Origin of the sequence: Marinagarivorans cellulosilyticus (assembly GCF_021655555.1) — a bacterium.
GTDB classification, from domain to species: Bacteria; Pseudomonadota; Gammaproteobacteria; order Pseudomonadales; family Cellvibrionaceae; genus Marinagarivorans; species Marinagarivorans cellulosilyticus.
In genome coordinates this window covers 2,449,394-2,472,269 of sequence record NZ_AP023086.1, presented here as the reverse complement: position 1 = coordinate 2,472,269, position 22,876 = coordinate 2,449,394, and the positions used below count along the sequence as shown (strand labels likewise).

At 44.9% G+C, this 22,876-nt stretch carries 30 protein-coding genes; 2 read left to right on the top strand and 28 right to left on the bottom strand.

What is annotated here, in order from left to right; all coding sequences use genetic code 11:
* Positions 1 to 41: 41 nt before the first annotated feature.
* A complete protein-coding gene (locus MARGE09_RS09835; protein ID WP_236987157.1) occupies positions 42 to 344 on the bottom strand; it encodes a hypothetical protein in 303 nt (100 codons plus the stop codon).
* Between the two features lie 880 nt (positions 345 to 1,224).
* Positions 1,225 to 2,151 carry a DUF3577 domain-containing protein gene (locus MARGE09_RS09830; protein WP_236987156.1) on the bottom strand — a complete coding sequence of 309 codons (927 nt, stop codon included), beginning with the start codon at positions 2,149 to 2,151 and terminating at the stop codon, positions 1,225 to 1,227.
* 249 nt (positions 2,152 to 2,400) lie between these two features.
* Here MARGE09_RS09830 and MARGE09_RS09825 point away from each other — a divergent pair, with 249 nt between their 5' ends.
* Together MARGE09_RS09825 and MARGE09_RS09820 are read left to right on the top strand one after the other, a co-directional pair.
* A complete protein-coding gene (locus MARGE09_RS09825; protein WP_236987155.1) occupies positions 2,401 to 2,634 on the top strand; it encodes a ribbon-helix-helix domain-containing protein in 234 nt (77 codons plus the stop codon).
* Between the two features lie 87 nt (positions 2,635 to 2,721).
* The gene (locus MARGE09_RS09820; protein WP_236987154.1) at positions 2,722 to 3,270 is read left to right on the top strand and encodes a hypothetical protein; all 549 of its coding nucleotides are present in this window, start codon (positions 2,722 to 2,724) and stop codon (positions 3,268 to 3,270) included.
* On the opposite strand, the gene MARGE09_RS09815 is transcribed toward MARGE09_RS09820, so the two are convergent.
* The 26 genes from MARGE09_RS09815 to MARGE09_RS09690 form a co-directional block, all read right to left on the bottom strand.
* Positions 3,267 to 3,473, bottom strand: coding sequence for a hypothetical protein (locus tag MARGE09_RS09815; RefSeq protein WP_236987153.1), 207 nt, complete (start codon positions 3,471 to 3,473; stop codon positions 3,267 to 3,269). The two genes, MARGE09_RS09820 and MARGE09_RS09815, sit on opposite strands and share 4 nt — an antisense overlap.
* Before the next feature lie 537 nt (positions 3,474 to 4,010).
* Positions 4,011 to 4,517 (bottom strand): hypothetical protein, encoded by a 507-nt coding sequence (locus MARGE09_RS09810; RefSeq protein ID WP_236987152.1) that lies wholly within the window; start codon positions 4,515 to 4,517, stop codon positions 4,011 to 4,013.
* A gap of 6 nt (positions 4,518 to 4,523) precedes the next feature.
* Positions 4,524 to 4,829 carry a hypothetical protein gene (locus MARGE09_RS09805; RefSeq protein ID WP_236987151.1) on the bottom strand — a complete coding sequence of 102 codons (306 nt, stop codon included), beginning with the start codon at positions 4,827 to 4,829 and terminating at the stop codon, positions 4,524 to 4,526.
* 257 nt (positions 4,830 to 5,086) lie between these two features.
* Positions 5,087 to 5,512 (bottom strand): antirestriction protein, encoded by a 426-nt coding sequence (locus MARGE09_RS09800; RefSeq protein WP_236987150.1) that lies wholly within the window; start codon positions 5,510 to 5,512, stop codon positions 5,087 to 5,089.
* 76 nt (positions 5,513 to 5,588) lie between these two features.
* Positions 5,589 to 6,143 carry a hypothetical protein gene (locus tag MARGE09_RS09795; protein WP_236987149.1) on the bottom strand — a complete coding sequence of 185 codons (555 nt, stop codon included), beginning with the start codon at positions 6,141 to 6,143 and terminating at the stop codon, positions 5,589 to 5,591.
* Between the two features lie 208 nt (positions 6,144 to 6,351).
* A complete protein-coding gene (locus MARGE09_RS09790) occupies positions 6,352 to 6,789 on the bottom strand; it encodes a GNAT family N-acetyltransferase (protein WP_236987148.1) in 438 nt (145 codons plus the stop codon).
* 58 nt (positions 6,790 to 6,847) lie between these two features.
* A complete protein-coding gene (locus MARGE09_RS09785; RefSeq protein WP_236987147.1) occupies positions 6,848 to 9,169 on the bottom strand; it encodes an SNF2-related protein in 2,322 nt (773 codons plus the stop codon).
* Positions 9,170 to 9,369: 200 nt separating this feature from the next.
* Positions 9,370 to 10,020 carry a hypothetical protein gene (locus tag MARGE09_RS09780; protein ID WP_236987146.1) on the bottom strand — a complete coding sequence of 217 codons (651 nt, stop codon included), beginning with the start codon at positions 10,018 to 10,020 and terminating at the stop codon, positions 9,370 to 9,372.
* A gap of 70 nt (positions 10,021 to 10,090) precedes the next feature.
* A complete protein-coding gene (locus MARGE09_RS09775) occupies positions 10,091 to 11,194 on the bottom strand; it encodes a DUF6094 domain-containing protein (protein ID WP_236987145.1) in 1,104 nt (367 codons plus the stop codon).
* 12 nt (positions 11,195 to 11,206) lie between these two features.
* On the bottom strand, positions 11,207 to 11,761 hold the full coding sequence (locus MARGE09_RS09770) for a DUF3275 family protein (protein WP_236987144.1): 555 nt from the start codon (positions 11,759 to 11,761) through the stop codon (positions 11,207 to 11,209).
* A gap of 277 nt (positions 11,762 to 12,038) precedes the next feature.
* A complete protein-coding gene (locus MARGE09_RS09765; RefSeq protein WP_236987143.1) occupies positions 12,039 to 12,230 on the bottom strand; it encodes a hypothetical protein in 192 nt (63 codons plus the stop codon).
* Positions 12,217 to 12,507 carry a hypothetical protein gene (locus MARGE09_RS09760; protein ID WP_236987142.1) on the bottom strand — a complete coding sequence of 97 codons (291 nt, stop codon included), beginning with the start codon at positions 12,505 to 12,507 and terminating at the stop codon, positions 12,217 to 12,219. Before MARGE09_RS09760 ends, MARGE09_RS09765 begins: the two co-directional genes overlap by 14 nt.
* A gap of 16 nt (positions 12,508 to 12,523) precedes the next feature.
* The gene (locus MARGE09_RS09755; RefSeq protein WP_236987141.1) at positions 12,524 to 12,736 is read right to left on the bottom strand and encodes a hypothetical protein; all 213 of its coding nucleotides are present in this window, start codon (positions 12,734 to 12,736) and stop codon (positions 12,524 to 12,526) included.
* On the bottom strand, positions 12,733 to 13,173 hold the full coding sequence (locus MARGE09_RS09750) for a hypothetical protein (protein WP_236987140.1): 441 nt from the start codon (positions 13,171 to 13,173) through the stop codon (positions 12,733 to 12,735). The genes MARGE09_RS09755 and MARGE09_RS09750 overlap by 4 nt, the downstream gene beginning before the upstream one ends.
* Before the next feature lie 19 nt (positions 13,174 to 13,192).
* Positions 13,193 to 13,900, bottom strand: coding sequence for a hypothetical protein (locus tag MARGE09_RS09745; protein WP_236987139.1), 708 nt, complete (start codon positions 13,898 to 13,900; stop codon positions 13,193 to 13,195).
* Between the two features lie 168 nt (positions 13,901 to 14,068).
* A complete protein-coding gene (locus tag MARGE09_RS09740) occupies positions 14,069 to 14,494 on the bottom strand; it encodes a hypothetical protein (RefSeq protein WP_236987138.1) in 426 nt (141 codons plus the stop codon).
* Positions 14,487 to 14,699: a hypothetical protein gene (locus MARGE09_RS09735; protein ID WP_236987137.1), complete on the bottom strand. Its 213-nt coding sequence runs from the start codon at positions 14,697 to 14,699 to the stop codon at positions 14,487 to 14,489. Before MARGE09_RS09735 ends, MARGE09_RS09740 begins: the two co-directional genes overlap by 8 nt.
* A complete protein-coding gene (locus MARGE09_RS09730) occupies positions 14,696 to 14,896 on the bottom strand; it encodes a hypothetical protein (RefSeq protein WP_236987136.1) in 201 nt (66 codons plus the stop codon). The genes MARGE09_RS09735 and MARGE09_RS09730 overlap by 4 nt, the downstream gene beginning before the upstream one ends.
* A 127-nt stretch (positions 14,897 to 15,023) precedes the next feature.
* Positions 15,024 to 15,461, bottom strand: coding sequence for a hypothetical protein (locus tag MARGE09_RS09725; protein WP_236987135.1), 438 nt, complete (start codon positions 15,459 to 15,461; stop codon positions 15,024 to 15,026).
* A gap of 2 nt (positions 15,462 to 15,463) precedes the next feature.
* A complete protein-coding gene (pilL2, locus tag MARGE09_RS09720) occupies positions 15,464 to 15,877 on the bottom strand; it encodes a PFGI-1 class ICE element type IV pilus protein PilL2 (RefSeq protein ID WP_236987134.1) in 414 nt (137 codons plus the stop codon).
* Positions 15,878 to 15,894: 17 nt separating this feature from the next.
* The gene (locus MARGE09_RS09715; protein ID WP_236987133.1) at positions 15,895 to 17,919 is read right to left on the bottom strand and encodes a type IA DNA topoisomerase; all 2,025 of its coding nucleotides are present in this window, start codon (positions 17,917 to 17,919) and stop codon (positions 15,895 to 15,897) included.
* Between the two features lie 10 nt (positions 17,920 to 17,929).
* The gene (gene ssb, locus MARGE09_RS09710; protein WP_236987132.1) at positions 17,930 to 18,448 is read right to left on the bottom strand and encodes a single-stranded DNA-binding protein; all 519 of its coding nucleotides are present in this window, start codon (positions 18,446 to 18,448) and stop codon (positions 17,930 to 17,932) included.
* Positions 18,449 to 18,695: 247 nt separating this feature from the next.
* A complete protein-coding gene (locus tag MARGE09_RS09705; protein ID WP_236987131.1) occupies positions 18,696 to 19,334 on the bottom strand; it encodes a hypothetical protein in 639 nt (212 codons plus the stop codon).
* Positions 19,312 to 20,352 (bottom strand): PFL_4669 family integrating conjugative element protein, encoded by a 1,041-nt coding sequence (locus MARGE09_RS09700; protein ID WP_236987130.1) that lies wholly within the window; start codon positions 20,350 to 20,352, stop codon positions 19,312 to 19,314. The genes MARGE09_RS09705 and MARGE09_RS09700 overlap by 23 nt, the downstream gene beginning before the upstream one ends.
* Before the next feature lie 341 nt (positions 20,353 to 20,693).
* On the bottom strand, positions 20,694 to 22,301 hold the full coding sequence (locus MARGE09_RS09695) for a hypothetical protein (RefSeq protein ID WP_236987129.1): 1,608 nt from the start codon (positions 22,299 to 22,301) through the stop codon (positions 20,694 to 20,696).
* Between the two features lie 2 nt (positions 22,302 to 22,303).
* The gene (locus MARGE09_RS09690) at positions 22,304 to 22,852 is read right to left on the bottom strand and encodes an STY4526/YPO1902 family pathogenicity island replication protein (RefSeq protein WP_236987128.1); all 549 of its coding nucleotides are present in this window, start codon (positions 22,850 to 22,852) and stop codon (positions 22,304 to 22,306) included.
* Positions 22,853 to 22,876: the final 24 nt, after the last annotated feature.

The following is a 22,876-nucleotide window of genomic DNA, read 5'->3' as shown; positions in this document are numbered from 1 at the left end:
AAAAAAAGGGATCTAATAGATCCCTTTTGCGTCATGAAAATTTAATTGCTAGGCACTTGACCGTTATACACAACATCAAATGAATATGCCCAAGAGTCTGTACATCTATCATCATAATCAAGAGGATCAAGCCAAATAACAAGGGGAAGAATAAAAGATACGCTGAAGCGCTCATAAGCGCTGGCACCCAACACCTCTATTTCTTCTTCGTTTTCTGGATTATCGTAATAATTAATAATTTTAAGTGATACTCGTTTAGCGATAAATAGCGAAAACTTAAATGCAGTTAAACGCATCAACGCTATTACATTTGAGTACTTACTGCTCTTAAATTCAATTTCCATCGTATTCCTCCTAACCAAAAAATTATTTGGAATACGCCCCGTAGGGAGTGTATCCCACGGGTGACTTAAAGGTGCCATTTAAGCTTGGCGAGCTACAACTTAAGCGTAACCCAATATCCCTATCGTGACAATTAAAGAAGTAGTTTTCTCAAATGAAATGGCGCTTAATGCGTTCTCGCGTTAATTTCTAGCGATCCCTGGAGCTACCTCAGAATATTCAAATTTCATATAGTCAGGCCTGAAGCCAAAATTGTTAGTAAAGAAGTGGGGGATAGAATTTGACGAAGTGAATCCACCAAAGCCTTATGGCTTCGGTGGTTTTTTTGATTGGCGCCGTCCTGAGCACCAAAAACCAACTAATTGTCCTTGCCAAAACAATTACAGCCGGTGTCCATAACGTGCACAGTCAATTCTGCACAACGAGTCCACGTATTTGACAGCGCGCGCGGTCGCGCCAGGAAGAAAAGTGGCTCAAGAGCCTTACCAAAAACGACTAACTCAATCGATTTTAGTAAGGCGCTTAGTACAATGAGGCCACTTAACGAGAAAAGATTGAGCGAGCCTATAAATAGACTCACTCGCTCATTTGACTGCTTGCGCAGAGGACAAAGTTTCCAACTTTGGGGGAGCCAACAGCAAGAGATCTGAGGAGATCATGAACTAAACGAAAGAACTTGCTGACTACTCCGAGGAGCACTTGAGTAGCTGTTACGCTGCGTCAGTTTAAACTCAATCGAGACGCCAAACCCACAAGGGGCTTAAAGGTTCGCAGAGACAGCTGCGAGACTGGGAACCGTTTTAAAGCTAGACACCCCTTGAGATAACTAGATTTAAAGCGGCTCAAAGATAGGAAAACCTATCTTTGAGCGCCAATTATACACTATGCCGCTTGAACGCTGTTTTGTTTGCTCTTTTGGTACGCTGAGCGCCCAAAAGCCACATTCCAAACACCATTACCACGATCAACATAGCCTAAATGCGCCAAATCACGCTCTTTAACCGCGCGATTTGGGTCATCCTTAGCAACAGAGTACGTCGGCAACTGCCAACACTCTTCGTCACCGTTCCACTTATAACCATCATCTTTAAGATTTTGCTTAATCATCTCAAAATTAGGGTCATCCTTACGTAGCTCAACACGAATCGGCAAGTCCGTAGATTCTCCAGGAACCTCAATAGTAGGACCCTGACCGCTTTGATTGTTCACCGCCACCGTGCCGGCTGGAAGCTCCCAACAAAACTCATCTTTATTCCACTTATAACCATCATCTTTCAGTCTTTGCTTGATCACCTCAAAATGAGGATCACTTTTGCTCAACTTGATTTGACGAGGGCGCTCAGCGGACGATGGAACATGCTTAGCCTTGGATTGCGCTGGTATACCGTAATCCGTCGTTACCTGTGATTCCGACTTAGGCAATTTAATCTCACGATCTGCGACCTTAAGATACATAACCCGAATCAAATTCGACGAGTAATTAACACCCAGTTGACCAGCTTTGGGGCTAGTTTCTGGATACATAAAAGGCTCTGCTCGATACTTCGCAATACGAAGACCACAAAACACTTTTATGTCACGATTGTTAATCTCGTTCCCAAAGGGTTCTAGTATTTCTAACGCTTTGGGACAGCTAATTGTGCAGCTTACGTACAGACTATCGGCATTTGAGGCTTTACCCTCGATCATGCAAAATGTCACAACAGTAAAAGCACCGTTACGACCGTTGCGCTTTTCAAAACCACTCAAATAGCCCATGGCTTCTGTGTGAACATTGAAAAAACGGTCAATATTATTTGAAGTTGTCATAGTGAAGTCCTCTAATTTATAAAAAAAGGGGACGCACTAACCCCATTGGGATAGTTTGTCCCAATGGGTTAACAAGATAGGCACGCGCCTTACGGCGGATTATCAAATGTGCCTTTGGATAATCAATTTATAAAAGTCAGCGTAGAAAGACGCTGGGCTTACAGTGCCATTGTAGCAAAAGTGAACACTTAGAACATTATTTGCGGCGTAAATAGGTTTAAAATGGCGACGAGACTACAGGAATAACAGATGACAATAGAAAAGACCAAGATTGAAAAACGAGGCGGCGCAAGACCAGGGGCGGGTCGCCCACTCACCGGACGCGAACCCAAAAAACCGCTTCCGGCCAAAGTCACAGAGGAGTGCCGAAGCGACGTCAAAGCGTTATCCAAGAAATTAGGCACCTCTCAAGCTGAAGTCATTCAGCGTGCGGTCAAAATATATAAGGATCACATCGATTCAAACCCCTCAGGAAATGATTAAGTATTGCATATATTCAAAAAACGCCTACACTGACCAACACACGCTTTAAATTGAAATTAGCTGTCGTTCTATCGAGAGGAAGAGAAAATGGCTTACAGAGCTTTAGCGGTGGCAGAAAGTGCCGCGATCAATAAGTGGCTTGATCAGCAAGGCCTTTCATCAATTGTTCGATGCCAGATTTGGGAGGCATTTGAGTTCTTCGCAAAAAAAGAACGCAAAGCCGTAATCGATGTTTTCAACGAACGCTCACCAGCCATGTCGCGCAACAACGAAGAAAAAGTGGTCGCAAACGACCCCGATCACAATCTTGGACTCACGTACCTGGGCAGTTTAGAAAACGATGAGAGTAAAGGATTTATGGCCACGGTGTTTGACGGGGCCACAGAAAACGGAACACTTACAGCCATCGATGGCTATGCGCTGTATTTTGGTCCGTTTGAGGCCATCCCAACACACCTGCGCAGCGAACGCATAGAGTTCTTAAACTCATCAGTACGCCGAAAAGAGCTTCTTGCTTACCATCTCGAAAATGGTAGTTTAAAGGACTCTAACGACCTAGAAGAAGTCGCAAGCTTTCTTAAATCACAAGCAAAAAAAACCCAGTTAAGCATCGCTCAGCTGGGTCAACATTTTTAAAATGGGTATTTTTGATTAAGTAAATTAACCACGTTACCGTGATCATTTTCCTTCACAAAATCCACAGCCTCATTGTATTTTTCTAGTGTCAAAGCACAAGAAAAGACTGCATTAGTCCTGAGGTCTGTAACAGTCAAATGACAAGCAATATCAAATTTAACTTTTACTTCGTGGTATGTATTTGCCATAAATGTAACGTTCATTGCGATCTCCAAAATAAAAAAGGAGATCACAACCCAAAGGGAGGATTCTCCCAATGGGTTTCTAGACCAGGCTTAAACGCCTTACTGCGTTAAAGGTCTATCGAGCAGCCTAAATAAAAGGTCAGTGTAGAAAGACACTGGGCTTTGAACTGACAATAATAGCAGGAAAAGAATTGTTTAGTTAGTTCGACCAGTGTCGGGGATGGCGCAAAAAAACTATTGAACGAGAGAGACAAGCCATCCACTCGTATTGAAGATAAACAACCCCGCCAACCCCCCAATAGCCGAAACCACAATGAGTGCACGGATTCTGTCAGGCTCTTCGTGGCTGACCATAGAATCAAGTACACACGCGAGACAATACACACCGATTCCCAAAAAAACGGACAATGTAAAAATCAAAAGAGGCAACTGCCCTCCCCCGCTCGCTATAAACAGGCAAAATCGCATAGGGCCGCGCAGCGCCTAAAAAAACAGTGGCAGTTAAGAAAGTTAGTATGGACAACCATAAGCAAATATTTTCATGTCATATCCACTTCAAAGAGGTTGACGCTCAGAAGTAGAGCATTGCGCGGACCAAGCATCTGCAGCAAAGAACAAAGACTCTAGCTTAAGCTTAAATATCATTAATTGATTTGGCGGCATGCACACGTCGGCCGCCAGTAAACGATGGATATTATCACGAAGCCTGCCCATCTTATCAGCCTGCAGCTGCGCATCACTCTCTTCCAGGTAGCGCGTGAAGGCGATTTTTAATGCGTTCATGCGACGGACAGCGTGTGAAGCAGTCATTGGCACTCTCGGGACCACTGGGCACGCACAACCACGTGCACAGCTTTCTAAAATGTTCGACACGTGGGGCCGAATTAATGACTGCTTAATGTGCGCTGGGGAACCGACATTAAAACCCGCGAGATTAAGATTGTTCACCACATCATCGATGGATAGCGAAAAGAGAAAATCAAATACCTGGGAAGAACGGCCTTTGGCGTAACGTATTTTTTTGACGAGTGGATTAGTTACTATTGCTTGCTGGCTCATCATGGTCACCTAATTCAACGTTATTTTGAAGAACGATAAAGTCGACTTAACCCACGATTTAATCAGTGATGATAGCTTCTCAAGCTTATGCTTCAAGGCACCAATCATGCGGAAGTTTTTTACCCTCTGCCACACCGATTGAGATAGTTGAGAAAGTTCACGTTGAGCAGCATTAGCTTGACGCTGATAAATATCAAGCTGCACTAACGTAGACTTTGCAAGATTCGGTTTACAATATTTCGTAATGACATCGCGATATTGAGCCAAGCCAAATTCAAGGGTAAAAGTGTTTAGTGTACAATGTGAGTTAGCCATGTTCCGTCTCCAAAAGGTTGTATATGGTTAGTGCGAAAAGCGGTGTTCGAGCACCGTTTTTCGTACGCATTGCTTTATATGCCATGTCATCAGTGCGTCATGGTTCTTATTAAAAGCAGCGAGCCCAGTTTAATTAACACTTTGAATAAATGCAATACTTTTTCAAATAGGACATTATTAACTTTTATTTAACAACACTAGGGCGAAAAAAAGCCGGAGAAACCGGCTTGAGATGGGCAATAGTTATGACTTAGCCATCAATCTATTGCAGCGAGAATTAACGCTGCTTCGGCATGACCGAGCGCAAAATCACGCAACTTATGGTAATGATTGACACAACGCTGATCAGTATTTCCCATATGGCAATATACAAATAAGCATGCCACTATCGATAAAGCATCAGCACTGAGTTCAGCGCTAAAGTGATTTCCAAAAGGGACCTCTACTTTAAACACCTCATCTGTGCGTAACGATAAGTAAAAACCACCGCCTTCTATTTCATAAAAATCAAAAAAACCGCCACTGTAAGCTGACGCTATCGTATCGAGATATCGATAAACTAAACTCTCGACCTCAATAAAAGCGCTGCCGAAATGCCTATACAAAGCATTAGAGCGACGCCTTCCATCAACAAGCTTTGCTGCTGGGGCTTTCTGGATTTCTACTGATTCTGCAATACTCATATGTGACTCCTTAGATAATATGCAGGAGCCACATCCCTATGGATATGACTCCAAAGGGAAGTGAAAAAAACCAAATTTAGCTCACGGAGAACAGCCCTGTAGGCACACTAGGTGGCATTACAGGCTTGCGAACTAATGAAGACAAAGCCAAAACACATGCTTCGCGTGGCGTTAATAAGCAGTATTTAGCGTAAATATCGGCACCGGTAAAACCACCAAGCTCGAGCTCGGCGATCGTGGCTGAACGATTTTTAAGTTCTGTCGCAAAACACCCCAGCCACAGCACTTGCTCCATAACCTCATGCCAAAATTTAGCGGTTTGATGGATAAAGCTAAACTCCGCTTCGTATTGAGCAATCTCTGCAACCCAACGCTCAACCAAACTATCAAGGTCATAACCGTGATCTGGATATTGAACACGGTGTTTCTCATACGCTGATAGGAAGCTTGGTAAAACGAGCTGTACTCCACGATCGTTTTCGGTAGCGGGGAGATGCTGCATTAAACAATGCTCCACATCGCTCTCGGGCCACGACCATGACGGGGTATCGTAAGACGGTGAAGATTCACCGAAGAGCCATTGTTGCAGAACAACGATAGACTTTTGTAAGACAGTCACTGGATTTTTCATAGTTGATCTCCTCAGATCTTGAGCAAAAAAAAAGCCCAAGGAGATCGACTATCCCAATGGGAAAGTAAATCCCATTGGGCAGTGAGTGGTACGGCATTAACGCCTGTCGCTTAAAGTACCTTGGCGACATTTAAAGGTATTGAGCAGGGCTCAAAACGCGATAAAAGTTTAGCATAACGAAAATATTATCGGGCAGATTTATCAATCATCATCCCGCTTTTCGTTGAGGGTTTTTATGAAAATGGCGCACATCGTCGTCCCCCTCTATCCAATGACGATATTCGTCACCTGTAGCTTGAACATACTCGACAACAGGATTTTCGTAACCATTAACACCAAGTACTAATGCGCCATCTATTTCATCATGAATCACTCCACAAAAAGCCTCGGTAAAACCAAGCCGTTTCCAAAAAGACAGTGCGTCACTGCCACCTAACGTTACAGCTTTAAGCCGCACTCGTTTAATGTTTGAAGGCAGGCCGATCACCCACTTTCGAAACAGCTCACCACCGATGCCCCTACCGCGCTTATGCGGCGGCACGTACAACATATACACGTGCGCGACTTCACCGGTGGTAGGCTCGTCTGCATCGATGTAGGGCTCATCCTTATGAATGTCTTCATACCCTGCGATTGAATCAAACATACTGACCTCCTCATAAAGCAAAGAAAAACCTCCTTTTGGAGGTTTGAATAAAATGACTTCACACAAGATTTCGCGCTAATGCCATTTCAATACTGTCAGTTCGCTGATTGACCGCGTCCAAGCCCGACTCGGGTATATCACCTGATGTGGACTGAGAAACCGCAATCTTTTCAGACATCAATGCTAAGCACTGGCTCTGAGCTGATTTTTCATAACCAAGAAAAAGCACCTCAACATCGAGCTTTTGACCGATCCTCCATGACCGACGTGCCGCTTGCATAAGTGTGTAAACGTTGTAACCCGTTTGCATAAAAACAATCGAAGGAAACTCCAATAAATCCAAGCCCGTTTTAACCAGCTCGGGATTACAGATTAATACCTCGACGCCCTTATCCACCTGATCAGCAACCCACTCTTCACGTTTGCCAGTGGCCACCGTTGAACGCATAACAGCAACCTTCAGCCCTGCATTGACAAGCAGTTGCTTTAACCTGGCGCAAGTGTCGCGTTTACCGGTGTAGCTGGTATAAACGAGCACTCGACGATCAAGCTTTTGCTGTTCAATACAGTAATCTTTCAACCATGCCTCTTTTGGCATGACATCAGATTCTTCGTATAACGACGGCGTAAACGCCAACGTTGAACCACTGCGCGGATGCACAACGTTCTCCGGCCTAAAACACGTATCCGGCCACGCGAGAAGCGTGTTCAGCACAACCCCCATCAAACTATTATCTCCCCGCGCTAAAGACTCCCTAAGCTCTTTAGACAGGTTATGGCTCAGGCTGTCGTAGTGTTCACGCTGATGGGCATCCATAGCGATTTCAACATAACGTTCCTCATACGGGGGCAGTACTTTTTGCCCTATATCCTTAAGTTTTAAAAATACCGTAAAAGGCAAAATACACTGCGCGATCCCCAATGGACCAAAGCCTGGGGCCTTGGTTGTACTGACGGCCGCACGCTTGCCTTTGGACGTTCGGTGATTACCACCAGTTGTCACTTTATAAGTATCTTTAAGCACTCCGTGCTCGCGCATAAAGCTCATCGATGCCGAGGACATAGAACCACGTTCACTACAACGGTATCCCAGCTCAATCATTCGATTGGGCATGATCCTCCAGAGCAGAAAAAACAAATCCGACGCATAGCCCCCCATCAACGTACCGGTCAGCAACAGCGTTTTCTTAGCTTTTGCCGCTAGTACCCCCATGGCTTGTCCCTGGGCGCTGCCTTCGTTTTTGTACTCATGGCCCTCATCAACAATCAACAAATCGATAAAACCATTGGGTAAATAGCGTTTGATGAACTCCGTTGGCTGATAGCCGCCCTGACCAAAACCAAACTCAGTTACCGCCATCGCACGTTCAAGCCGTGTAGCTTGCCGATCCGAGAAAAACAAATCGCCCTGCTCATCCATAATATTAATAAACTCATAGATGTTATCGGCCAACATGTCCTCAAGCATTTTTGCCCCAAATAATGCGATTAAACGCTCCGCAGTCTTCGGGCCAATTGTGGGCAACTGACATAAGGCTTTTTTTACAACGCCGGAATAATCAGTCACTTTGCTTTTAGGTTTCATCAGCGTCCACAAGGGAGAGTCACATGCCTTACAGACCATTTGACGGGTTTCGCTGAGAAGTGCAGGCTCGGTTAAAAGCTCGCCATCAGGATCACGAACCCACTCACCACAATGACTACAAGACGGATGCCCCGTTGAAATTGCAATGCGCGGTGAATCACCATCCGTTTGATCTTCAAGCGCTAAACGACGGCGCTTGCGAATGCTGTATGCATGACGCCAGTGGTAACCCAATCGCATGCGAACACGACCAATAATGAAAAACTCCGGAACATTACCGGGCTCGATACGAAGTGCCTCTCGAATTTTTAATAGCTTTAATAAACTATCAGGACCATTGAGAACCCACACTCGAGCACCAGGTATCGTTTCTTGAATTTCACGACGCCATTTGTAAACCAAATGTGGCGGACTGATGACCATGCAGTGCTTCATCCCTTCCGCTTTAGCGATCGCAGCAAGAGATATGGACATCATGGTTTTACCGGTACCCATTTCTGCATTCAATACCGCAGCGCGCTCATTCTCATCGAATAACAACGCAGACAATGCTTGAACCGCGTCAGCTTGGGCGGGGAAAGGTTTTCGTATCAATCCGTCTAATACACGTCCACGCAGAGCATTTGGCGTATCGTTGTAAACAGGCGGGTTGTCACGTTCAACGGCAGCTAATAAATCACTGCCAAAATTACTGATAAAGTCATGCAAAGAAATAACGTTCGTTAAATCCTCGGCAATTTCTATTGCGTGATTTTCATCAGTTGGGTCTTGAGGTAATGTCGCTAAGGTATTCATATTTGCTCCTTAAAAAAACAGAAAGAAGCCCACGGAATACCCCAATGGGATAATCCCACTGGGCGAGTTTGATAAAATAAACAACAGCTTTCGCTGCGCTTCCTTGCATTGCTATGGGAAGCTTTTCTAAAGGTGCTATTACTAGCGGTGCCTTTCTTAATGCGCCTCAGCAAAGTCCATTAAGAAAGACCCCGAAGGGTCTAGAATAAAGCCAGCGATTCCTTAGGTTGATTATTAACAGCCTGATTAACCAAGGGCGTCAACGACAACTTTCCACTTCGTAAGCCATCAGTAATCAGCTGTTCAAACAACTCTATACACAGTGAGATCTTAAATGCTGTTACTGCAAAGCATTCAATTTCTACAACCCATTCTCGTTCCAATAAAATTGGCATGAGATAATCGCGCCAGTGTTCAAGCACAGGAACTTGACTCAAGTCCTGCACCTGGTTCCACATGCGATTCATTGTTTCCATTCGACTCTGATCAGGCAAACCAAAAACATATGCCTCACCTGTGGTTCGATTGGGTGAATGTAAAACTGCGTCAAAAATAAACACATGACACAACGGACCTAGAATCGTATTTGGTGGCGTTCGAGCCGTGATTTTTTTTAAATCAGCCGATTTAGGAATAGAAAGCCTGAAGCGCTCCCTACTATTACTCGATAGATTGAGCTCACGGATACCGAACTCACTGGCGGGCAACGTTAAGCGAGCAAAAAACTCTAGTAGCACAGTTTCATTACCCCAAAAGCTACCAAAAACAAAATCGCCTTCATCACCGATAAATGCATCGCAAAACATCGGTGCCGAAGCCTCATCTACTTTCAACAATGTCGTTTCAACCATAAAAAACACCTCATATAAATTATTAAAAAGGCCCCCGATTGGAGGCCAATCGGGAAATGGTTAAAAACCATCATTTAATAGTAAAGATTTCGCCATAGCTTTCGGTTCCCTCAGTAACATCAATCCCCTTAATAACTGGGACAAACCGATCAGTCGCACTATGGGTTTCGATAACTGCACCGTCGTCACCTTCCTGAAACGATGAACTCATCTCCTTGACCTTATGCGTTGAACCTTTCACCAACAGCTTCCTGCCATCGTTAGACGTCACCGTACCGGATAAATGGCCTGCGGCTAACATCAAGGCAAGGTGCCAATCTGAAAGCTTTCTGGCCGGCCTCCTGCGCTCACAAGACTTCTGTGAGAAATGGTTATTAAAGTCTGGCCAAAGGCATCCATGACGCTGTTTAACTTCAAGAACCGATTCAACCGTTGGCTTAACAGACCTAACTTCCAACGGTTTTACCTGTGGCAGTCCTTTTACAGTGTAAAACTGCTCGGGGACTTCCGGTAACTCAGGCGCTAATGAACGGTCCTCACCGACAGCTAACAAATGATTAACGACAGAGCTCATCCCCACCGTGTCACTTCTCCGCCGATAACCTGTGATCACAACTTGCTTAAACCTATCTTCGGGGAGTCGATAGATCGACAACGAATCAAGACTTCTGGCCAGCTGCTTTGACAGATTTTTATCCAAAATGGTATTTGGAATGATGTAGATTAAAAGGCCGCCGTAACACAACATCGGCATAGATCGGGTTAAAAAGTACTTTTCTAACCGATCCCTACCTTGCCTGTTGGCTTCCATATTGGTTTGATCAGTTACTCGATCACCATAAGGGGGATTTAAAAACAGAACATTGAATTGACCCGTTCCAACAACACAATCTTGCATATCAGCATGAACCACATGATCCAGTAATTTTTTTGAGTGCGCTGCGCGCTCCGCATCAAATTCAATACCGGCCGTATTCACCGCCATGCCAGATTCCCTAAAATAGTGAGCCAGCTCAGCTAACGCCGTGCCTTCACCACAACAAGGATCGATCATCTGAACAGTACCCTGTGTGGGTTCTAGCATATGCAAGATGCGCTCAATAGAAAGCTCATCCGTGGGAAAGTAACCATTTTTAATAAAGTTACGAGCCAACCGTGGAAATATTAATGCCATCAGTAGACCCTCCTAGTCTTTAACCCAATGTTGTTGAGCCACCCGAAAGCTGTAGCCATTGTCCTGCAAAAATTTCTTTTGCTGGCGTAAGCGTAAGCGTTCGATAGTTGAGTCCAACCTGACAACAGAACCAAGGGGCCAAAGTACACCAAATAAACAACCGCCATCATTTTCATCAGCGGCAGGTGTTAGGTTTGACGTCTCAGCTTTTGAGTCAACTTTTGCCGACGCCGCTGGAGCTTGAACATCTTTTACTGACTGACATTCCTGCTCTAGTGGGTCTTGTTCATAAGATTCGGGCTCTGAGGGCAAGCTCAATTCATCATCGAGCATAATGCCTTTAAGGCGAGCACGAACCTCCACAACCATGCGACCAGAGGCCACATACGAATCAGGCTTTATGGATTCGATGACAAAAGAACCGGTGTAAACCCCTTCCGAAAACTCATCAATGGCAGGGTCTTTAACCGAAAAAGAACCGATAGAACATTCCAATGTTCCAACGTTAAAGTCGCCAAAGCGACCAGAAATAGTCCGTATATTAATTTTACCAGGGACAGTGATCATAAGGATTCCTCGCAAGAAAAAGAAAACCAGCGAGGACCTATCCCAGCGGGTAGATTCCCGCTGGGTGAATGGATATGTAGACTAAAAGAAACCTATCCCAGACGGGTAGCTCCCTTCTGGGTGGATAATATAAAGATAAACCCGGCGATAGCCGTACTGACTTTCAGGTTTAGTGATCAGTTTTTTTAAAGGCCTTTGCTAAGCAAAGTACTTATTTAAAATTCAACCAGCAATGGATCAATCTGTCAACAAATAGTCGAAGGCCAATGTGTATGGTTTATGGCCGGATTTCGCCTTTCAAGATGCTCATCACTTGATCCAACAAAGCGACTTCCTCAATACCGAGGGCAGCAATTCCATGATCGTGCGCCTTTAAGACAGCTGCAGCTTGATCTTGTGAAAGCATTGCAAGATAAGACCCTCCGGACGTTAAACCACGGTAATAGTCTATGGGCTTAGGACTCATCATTGTAAACACCATTGCTAGCTCCAGAAGAGTTGTGAGCAGTAATATTAATGCAGCGCTCTGATGCGAAGACAAAGCTTTCACCATCATCAATACGTTCATTAACGCATAACCAGAAGGTCGCTGGCCTAACATTGTACTCGCACAGCGCCGGCTGAATGGCAAGCCGATCAACAACGACCATGCAAGCATTCTTTGCCTTTACCTCCTCATTTTCAGCTGCATGACTGGAAAACGGTAGAGCAGACATAATTAGGATCAATGGAAAATTAACTTTCACCGCAACGCCCTCATATTTACAGCATCGATAATTGAATCACTAGCATAGCGACCAGCGACAGCGCGCTAGCCCCCAAAGAAAAAGTGATGACCTTCTTTTTAAGCATAAACAACATCGCAGAGGGTCGGGAGCCTTCAGGCAGATTGTTCCCTAACCCATGATAAAATATGAGAGCAACTACAAAAAATCCCGTAGCTAGACAATTAATGACTAATAAACCTGTATTCATTTCAACTCCCCTTCCCAAACTCTTTGGCCATTTTCATAAAATAATTCAGAAATCACATTGATTCCCATTAGGACACGTTTACGCTCCTCGGCGCTTAAACCTTTATTTTCCCAGGCAAGCACATTAGAGTGCCTTAATAGAGCATCAACGTTTTGATGATGATGTACATCGACCAAGCCTCTCAATGGCAGCGGTCTAGATTGAACATTCTTACGTACGGCCATCATCACGATAACATTAACAGCAACAATGAACGGGAAAACCAAAGCAATACCCACAAGCATTCCCAACACCCTGTTGCCACGTATTGACTCTTCAATAACAAAAACGGCACCATTAATATAGAGCCAGACACATGAAACAGCGCCGACACCGATCAAAAGGTGCTTAACACTACGAATAAAAACACTTAACGAAGTTTTCGGATTAACCAGCATAAATTCTTCCAGTAATAGATTAGTCTTGAGCATTGTATTTTGAGACCATTACCGCAAACGCATGCTTTGCCTGTTCCCAATTTTCTTTGCTGCTAAAATTCAAGTAATAATCCTTAGTGGACTCTTTTTGGTCAGCAGTCAACGATATTCCCCAAAGCCCGTCCTTATAACGCTCTTCAAAACGAATATTTCTTATCGAAGAAGGATCAAGCATTACGCCATAGTCCTCCAAAACAAGTAACTTAACTTCTTCATCAGGGAGTCTAAAATTTGAATTCACTTTCTTGAATTCTGGCATTAACCCCTCGTGACAGAAATCAATGACCCATAAAGGTAAATCCCAATCGTTATCGTGGTAATTTAAAAAACTATCCAATCCCTTATCAATGAATTTTTCGCACCACTGATTCACCAATGGATCGATATCTTCTCGACACTGTTTAAACTGATATCGAGTCGTTTTAACATAATCCTGAAGGTGTGCTGTATACCGCTCATATTGATTAGCATAGGAGTTATACTGGTAATAATCTCGCTCCACCTCAGTGCTCAACAGGGCCGAACAATCAACTGGTTCCCCCTTTCGATCTTTATCTGCCCATGTCTCGAACTCACCCCATCCCGTATAAGGGTCTTCATCAAATACAAAAAGAGCAACCAAGAAGACTAGAAATAACGTAACTAGGATTGCGTGAAACGAGATAAAACCAAACTCTTTAGTATTCATCGAACTGAAACTCCAAAACGAGAGAGGGTTAAACTTGCAAAAAGAATGGATAATGCCAAGCCCTCAAATCCGTTTTTTTGATAAATCCTTTTCCAACAGTGATTGTGCGCTCTTCCTCACTACACGTTATCGGATTCGGGTTTTGCAAGGGGCTAACCATGGTCACAATCAAGTCGCCTTAGAGCTTTCAACAGGCTGCATTAAACCAACCGAAAAAGTACGCTTTTGTTTAACCACACCGGATAGCACTTTAAGCTCATTCAACTCAGTCGTGAGCTCGGCGATACTATCAGACAAAAGCCATTCCCGCTCAAACAGCTGCGCGATATTAAGTCGCTTCAATCTCCGTATTTTTCGTTCAAGTGATTTTTGCTCAGCAACAAGGGACTTTCTTTTGGCAGGCTTAGGTTTGGAATACTCAAGCTCCCCCAAGACTCTACCCAGTGCATGACTCAATTTATTACATTGGCGATGAAACTCGGCAACATCCATCACCAATGCGATATCACTTTTAACATCAGTGAGATCTTGTTGTTTATTCGCGATCGTTTTTTCAACTGACTTTATTGAGCACTCGAAGGGTACTTTATCCATTTTTAACCCGCCCACTTTTGTCGTTATCCAATGCGTATACCTCGCCCTCACTATCCGAAAGTTCCATCAAACCGGCTCCGAGGGCAATGTGGGCATTCGCAACATCTATCACTTGGTCACAGTCCTCTTTTTCGATCCTATGCTCCGTCCCTGCAGAGTCGATAAATTTCAGGATATAGGTAAATGGTTGATTTATAGCGTTCACTTGGATTGCTCTTCAGCCAAGTGCTTTCTTAGGATACGCTCAACACCCAAAGCTGTTGCATACCGGTCTTCGATATTTAGTTGCTGATTAGCTTCGGACTCGATGAGTTCCAGAATGTCATCAACAATTAAACTTAGCTCAACGGTATGGTTTTTTAAGCAAATTACTTGACTGTTTTGTTGCGGCGAATTAGACATAGGGCGAGCTCACTGTGGATTAGTCATAAAAAGTCTAGTGACCTACCGCAGTAATTTAAACGATTAAACCGTTATTGCCCCGCCCATAAAGGATTTAAAGATTTACTGAATTGTCGGCAATAACCGATCACCAAAACCTATCCATTGAAACAGGTCCTTCAAAAATATCGTTATCACTGTATTGATCAAAAAAGGCTTGGTACTTCTCGATATTGTCTTTACAAAACAACTCGAGTTCTGGCTTTGTAAGCCTTGGTGAATATACATGCGTATTGCCACTTTCAAACTCACACAGCATCATCGTTCCGTCCCCGAAATCGCGCAACGATGTGCCAGCCAAATCCATGGCCATAGTGATGTATTTATCATTGCTATTACCAAGCTGGATAATAATAGGCGCAGGCTCTGGCAATACACACGGCACTTCAAGTTTACCGTTTTCGTTTTCAAACGGCATATCGCAGACTAAATACGTCGCATGACCGTTAGAGATGTAATCCCCTTGGCTCAGGTTTTCAAGCGTAGCCTCAATCCACTCATCATGCTTAAAGACTTTAACCGTCATGGTTAGATCTCCCTAGGCTCAAACCATACTTCACGCGTGAGCTCATTCACTTGTAAATTCCACGCCTCACCTACAACAGTGATCAGTGCATCACGTAAACGTACAGGGCCAATATCGCGAACGACAACCGGCAATGACAATCTATTAAGTCGATCATTCTCAGCCATTTCTTTGTTCCACGTGTAACCTGATCCGACCAACAACTCATCGAGTGCTCGACCCACCGAATTTATGTGCTGTGAAAAACTAATTTCAACAATGCTTAACAACGGTGATATTTGCTCCGGTTGAGTCTCAATACTGACTAATGTGTATCGGTCAGTGCGAACATACGGCTCATCATCAATTTGCAATGTTTCCCCTATTGCCATTGCTGGTAACAACATGGCAACACCTAATACTCTTAATTTATACATAACGGTTCTAATCCTAATTAGTTAACCCACTGAAAATGTTTACACGTTGGAAAGGCACTGCATCCAACAAATTCTTTGCCGATAATATCACCGCCTTTCAACGCTTTAATGCTCAGAGTGCCTGACCGACAAGTCGTACATTGAGTCCCAGCTACAAAGCTCGACTTATCCATACCACTGTTCTTTTTCGCTGAACTGAACGCAACAACAGTACCCATCTTTTTTGCTCCACTTTTTTTCGATTTAGATTTAGGCTTTGCTTTCGGTTTTACCTGCCTCATTTTCTCACAGATCACCGTCGGCAACGCCAACGCTTCTAACGTAGAACTATCAAATTCAAGACTTGAATAAACAGCATCCACAACAGGCAGATAACTCATCTCGTGTTTGCGATCTGCAATTTGATCAAACAGTGATTCTAATTCAGCCGTGTATTCGTAATTTAAAAATGAATACTGCCCGTCAAGTACATCGATGACACATTCTCCTAGCGCAGTACTAGTGAGGTTTAATTTAGTATCACGTTCGATATAGCCTTGCTCATTGATTCGCTCAATGATTTGCGCGTAGGTCGCTGGGCGACCGATATTAAGTTTGTCCAGTTTCTCGACTAATGTTTTTTCGCTGAAGACACTGGGTGGCTTCGTGTGTTTTATTTCCAGCGTCGTTGATTCGACGATGGCGGCTTCGCCTTCGGCGAGCATTGGCAGCTTCGCTATTTTTTCTTCCCCCCCTCTTATTTTTTCAGATTCAATGCTGTCATCCTTTGACAGTTTCAGGCTGGCCCTCCAGCCTAATTCTTTTTGTACAGAGCCTTTGGCGATGAATACATCCTCAGTCCCATTTTTCAGAATCACTGTAGTCCGGTCATCAATTGCATTTGCCAGCTGCGACTGCAGCGTTGTAAGCCAGACCAATTGATAAACTTTCATTAACGACTGATCGACGAGCTCTGGTCGCGTATTCGCAATATCCGTCACACGAAGGCATTCATGCCCTTCTTGCGAACCTTGTTTCGCTTTAACCGTTCTTGCGGCTTCTGGCACTGGCAGCCCTTGCTGCCGCGCAAAGGCTCTCACAGCCTCCTGTGCGTCTTTTGACATAACAGGGCTATCAGTGCGATGGTAAGTAATTAAACCTTGCTCAAACAGCTTCTGAGCAGCGTCCATTGAAGCTTTTGTTGTAAGCCTTAGCTTTCCAGACATTAGCCTTACAAAGCTACTCGTTGTCAGCGGTTTGGGTGGCGCTATGGCCACCGCTTTTTTCTGCACCTGAAACACGGTTAACGTATCAGTTCTCGCGTTCACCGCTTCAGCTAATGCTCTGTCAGTGACAAGCCCAGATCCTTGTTTTTTTTCACCATCCTCTGTGCTCGCACAGCCATCATCATTGATGCCAGTTGCAGCCCACTGCGCTTTATAATCGACCCCGTCTTTCAAGCAATGCGCCGTCACACCGTAGTGCTCGACAGGCTTAAAATTTTTGATCGTTCGCTGACGCTCAACAATGAGCTTTAACGCAATCGTTTGAACGCGACCCGCGCTCAAAAAGTGAATTGCACTGACATGCTCTTTAAATTTGTTTGTCAGCACAGGAGACACGATGTAACCGACATAACGGTCAATAACCCGTCGAGCTTCTTGCGCGCGAACCAGCGCCCAATCAATTTGTCTTTTTTGTTTTATTGCATGCTCAATCGATTTTTTATTGACTTCGACATAGGTCACGCGATGAATCTTTGCCTTGTGTTTTTGCCCGAGCAAATTCGCAACATGTGCTGCGATCGCTTCGCCCTCACGGTCGGGATCGGTCGCCAGATAAATCACTGAAGCTTTATTCGCGGCAGCACGGAGATTTTTCTCAACATCCGCTTTGCCCTCCATCGTTACATACTCTGGCTCATGCTTTGGCGGCTCAGCGCCAATTCGATCAACAGGCAGATCACGAAAGTGACCCACCGTTGCGACGACTTTAAAATCAGGGAAATAGTTACGAATGCTCTTAGCTTTATTCGGTGATTCGACAACAAATAAAATGGACATTGGTCACTCCTTAATTGCCACCACTTCCTGGATTCTGACTTTCGCCGGCACTGGGGTGAATCATATCTTGATCAGGATAAGGTGCCTGGCTTGGCGCTACATACTCAGGTTGATTTTGTACTGGTGCCGGTTGATTAACTGGCTGATTCTCACCATTCGGTGCCGCACCATTGTCGCCACGGCCGCCGCTATTGCTGCCGCCCATCATTTGCATTTCATTACCAATGATTTCAGTTGTGTATCGATCAGCCCCGGCTTGATCTTGCCACTTACGGGTTCGCAATGGCCCCTCAATGTAGACTTGGCTGCCTTTGCGTAAATACTCCCCAGCGATTTCCGCAAGGCGATTAAAGAACACAACTCGATGCCACTCGGTACGCTCTTGTTGCTGCCCGCTTTGCTTATCTGTCCAAGTATCACTTGTAGCAACACTGATTGTTGTGACTGCATTGCCACCTTGAGTGTATTTAACGTCTGGGTCCTGACCTAGAAACCCAACTAGCGTCATTTTGTTTATTCCACGTGCCATTACAATTCTCCGGTATTTATGAGTGATGTGTGAATTCACCGGCAGCATGCACGCAGAGAAATATATCGGCGACAATCAAATGAATATTGATCGTGCATAAAAAAAGGGGCGCATGGCGCCCCTAAGGATTGGAAATCTAAACGGAACTTCCTGTGAGCGAAAAACCTGAGGAGATTCACTGCTCATTGCCTATTCTACGGAAAGTTCGTTTACGCTAAAGCGTTTAATCGTACTTAGCCTGAGCAACTTAAAATGTATTTTCAGACTCAATTTCATGCCAAATTTTACCGAGCACATCTTCAGAAATCTTTTGCGCTCGCGGTGAAATTTCACTTTGTTTTTCTGTGCGCTGGACGTGGTGATTCATATAACGCATTGCATTGGTCAATATGATGTGACGAATCGTCAGCTCCTGCGTCACATTATCAATCGCGCGATAGAATGCTCGAGCCTCGGCGCCCAGGCTCCTTAGTACTTGATCGATCACAATGTACTCGTCAGCATCAACACTAAACGGACGAAGACTGGCGGTACGTTTAATTGTGCCATTACTCAGCGCAGCTAAACGGCCGTTTGCTCGCCACTGGAACGAGCTTCCTCGGTTGTGTTTGAGATTAAACAGACCACCACCGTACTCATCGTTTTTTTCTCTCACGAGTTCGACAAGCGCGTCACCGGCTTTTTCAATTTTAAGCGCGGCCCGCTTATGCAACCGGATCATTTCTTCAATTGTCGAACTGCTCCGCCCCTTATCCCTTAAAAGGCCTTTTAAAGGATGATCCATTTTGGACAATTTTTGATCGTGGTTACGCGACAGTATCCCGCGTGGTATGGAGTCAGTGCCACTCACAATTTGTTGAATATCAATCGGGGTTATTATTGTCATCAGTCTCTACTCTCTGTGATCGTTTTCTTGCCTCAGCTTTGTATCTTTCTTTGCGCGCTTTCTTCGCTTCATCAGCTCGTATAGTCATTGGTTTAACAAGTTCTGACATATCCTTATTGGTAAAAGGTCCATTTGCATCCCAAATCTTCTGGCGCTCTGCTTCATTTTTGATGGGCGGGCAAACTTTGGGGCGTCGCTCACCGCTCATAATATCGTCTGGCACATTGGGCATCTCTCGATTGGCAAACCCGTAATGCTTGTACACCTTGGCAATCTTATGTGTCATACCTCTTTCAAACCAGTTGCGATCCATAGGCACAGGGATAAATGCATCCAATGATTGCAGGAATCCGCGAAAGGCCTTACCCACATCGTTAACCAGAATCTTCCAATCTTGATCACCGAGAAAGCCGATGTGTTTGGCCGTCAACGCTAAGCGAATTAGGTCATCGTATTTTTTCAGTAAAGCGCATGCTAGGTATCCCCAAGGGCACGAGAACCTGAGCTCATACGAAAACGGCTTATTGTTGTTCATTACGCCGATGCCATCGAATACGTTTTGGACATCGAGCAATTCTTTAAGAATGGCCGTAGATTCTTCTATCTTTCGGCTCGCCTTCTCGTAACGCTCCTCGACCAATATCAAATACATATCGGCCACTGGATTACTCATTGTTGCCTCGTTCCATGCCTTGCTTGCTTCTTTGGCAAAACGTAAGACACCAGGAATACCATCACGCACTTTTGCAGATGTTGGCTTACGTCCCTTCCACAAATTAACGGCTAGTTTGGTGTGAAGCGTTAATGATGCCTCCATAGACATGCTGGGTCCCACTCGAGCGCCACTACCACTCGCAGCCCAAGGGATAGCTGCACTGTCGAGCATCATTGTGGGGCGTCTAAACGAACTCCCAAACGAACTCCCAAACGAACTCCCAAACCCACTGGTGTTTAGATTCTTCGGTGAAGACTCAGCGCTTTTAACTTGCTCATCATTCGTATTTTTTATGTCGGTCATATTTCCGCCCTTAGTCAATTTGCTAATCCCTTTGCTTTAATAGTAACAATTGTTATCAAATCTGATAATCATCAAGTTGTAGCCAACCTGTTCGCTTAACTCTCGAAGTGCAATCACTGATTGCACCTTGCCACTGGCAGTGACTTAATTTTTGGTCTGTCACCAGTGGTGACAGGCTTACTGTCGAGGCCGATTTAACTCTCGAAGTGCAATCACTGATTGCACCTTGCCACTGGCAGTGACTTAATTTTTGGTCTGTCACCAGTGGTGACAGGCTTACTGTCGGGGCCTATTTAACTCTGGAAGTGTAATCAGTGATTACACTCTGCCATCGGATTCACTCAATTATGCAATTCTTTCCAACGCTCAAACTCAGCGCCGTAATTCTCGATCTCTTGTTTTTTCGCTCGAATCTCATGAGTATCGCAAATCATGGGGGGCGTCTTTTCGTGCAGTGACCGTATCAATTCACCGCAAAACGAGTCTGGAATAAACTCGCCGCTTTTAATTCGAGTACAAAGCTTCTTGATGTAACCAATAGGATTACTGACGTCCTCATGGTGCCAACCGTGGACATAAGCGGCCTTTCTCGCCATGTATTGCAGCAAAACATCTCGCCTTTCTAGGGGTTCAAGACCACCTATGGCGCGCGCGATCACCGGCATTTGAGGCTGTATTCCGAAAAAACCTATGCTCGAATACCGCGATAGAACGGGGTCGGATATTTCAGGAAAAAAGTAATCTAGCTGCGCCTGGAAGCCTCCAGAGTTGTGCGCGTTATCTGGGTCAATGCTCTGGTATTTCCGTACCCCACCGCCATGAGCCTGCGATGGTGCCGACAGTGATTTAATTTTTGTTGATTGGATTTCAAGGTGGCCGCTCTCCGATGTAACGATAGGTTCTACACCGGTTTCAAGCTGCTCAATTTCAACGTCGCTTAACATCCAGTCTGGTTTCTGCTTGGGCTGAGGGTCACCACGTTCGGAATAGCGCGGTAGCTGATCACTGGTGTAATCCTGCTTGTCGTGCAAGTTTTCGATCCAGTCGTCTATGTCAGCGGGTGTTGCTTCTGATATCGCGCGCGCATGTGTACGCGTTTTTATTACTTTGTTATTAATACTCCTACTCCAAAAACTACTACAAAAAACACCATCAGAAACCAGAGCAAAATTTTTGCTCTGGTTAGAATTGGTTATTTTTTGATCCGGAGCAAAATTTTTGCTCTGGTTAAAATCCGCTGTTTTGGCATCATTTGATGAATTAATAACCGCATTGGTTAAAAAGCCATCCGGAGCAAAATTCTTTCTCTGGTTGAAACCCTCGGGGTCAAGGCGTTCCTCTACACCGTAATTGTCGAGCCCTTGCTCGATACGCTCGCCCAAAGCCTGCGATTTAGTTGGTGGTGTTTGACGAACACCGAGGTGATCAATATCTCGCAACACCCGCCCAGCTTCCTTGCGAAGTCGTGATGACTTGTTACCTGACTTGGCCAACGCAACACAAAACTCCAAATAAGTGGAGTCCAGAGATAAAGTGTCTTCTATGCTGAGGGGCTCTTCATGAAGCAGGTACACTTCACCGAGAAACTTACCCTTGTGCCTGACAACGCTACAGAAAGTCATGTAGCGACTCAGACGCAACATTTGTCGAGCGGTTGTTATTGTCGGCGCTGAGCAATTGACCATAACGGCAAGCTCATCGCGGGTGGGGGCTGTTCCAGGTTGCTGGGGACTATTGATCGTTAATCGAATAGCTTGCCAACACACTTTATCAACAGGTGACAAAGTGTTGTTGAGGATCAAATTACGTGGAATAGAGTCATGCCAATTACCGGTGAACAGCACAGCGAAGTCATCCTGCGCTGCACCGGTCTCTTTGGCAAAAACGAGCTCTTGTTCGGCACGTTTAATTTGCCGCTGGAGGAGATCGATTGATGGAACATTCGACATGTTTAATTATCCGAATGTTGGTTCAGTGCAACCCAAGCGCTGTCTATCCTGACTTGCGTCCGATCATGCAGCTCCACTAATTTTGCCAGCGGATCACTGATGTCCTTCAACTTTTCCCACTCACGAATAACGAGGAATTCATCTTCCTCGTTCAACTGTTCAATGCGTCCTTTGGTATGCTCTTGCAACCCCAGACGCTTGCGTCGTTCGTCATACTCACGGCGAGAGGTTCCTTTGAGGGTTTCCAACTGCGATTGACGAATTCCGCCTTTAATGGCCTTGGACACCAGTGCATCCTCTGCGGTTTTTCCAGCAGCGTAATTGATAAATAACTCGATGTTACGCCGATCAATACTGATGCGAGCGAGGGGCGCTCTAAATTCGCCCGTACACGTAATCTCTTGCAACGTGAGTTGCTTAAGTTTCATTGCAAGTGCGTCAGTAAGACCATCTAAACCTAGCTCATTAAGTGTGTTGACGTCATCAGAACGCAGAGCCTCTGCAGCAACGATCAGCGCTTGTTGATTGATACTCGAAAATACATTGTTCATTGTTATCTCCTCAGGTTTTTAGGT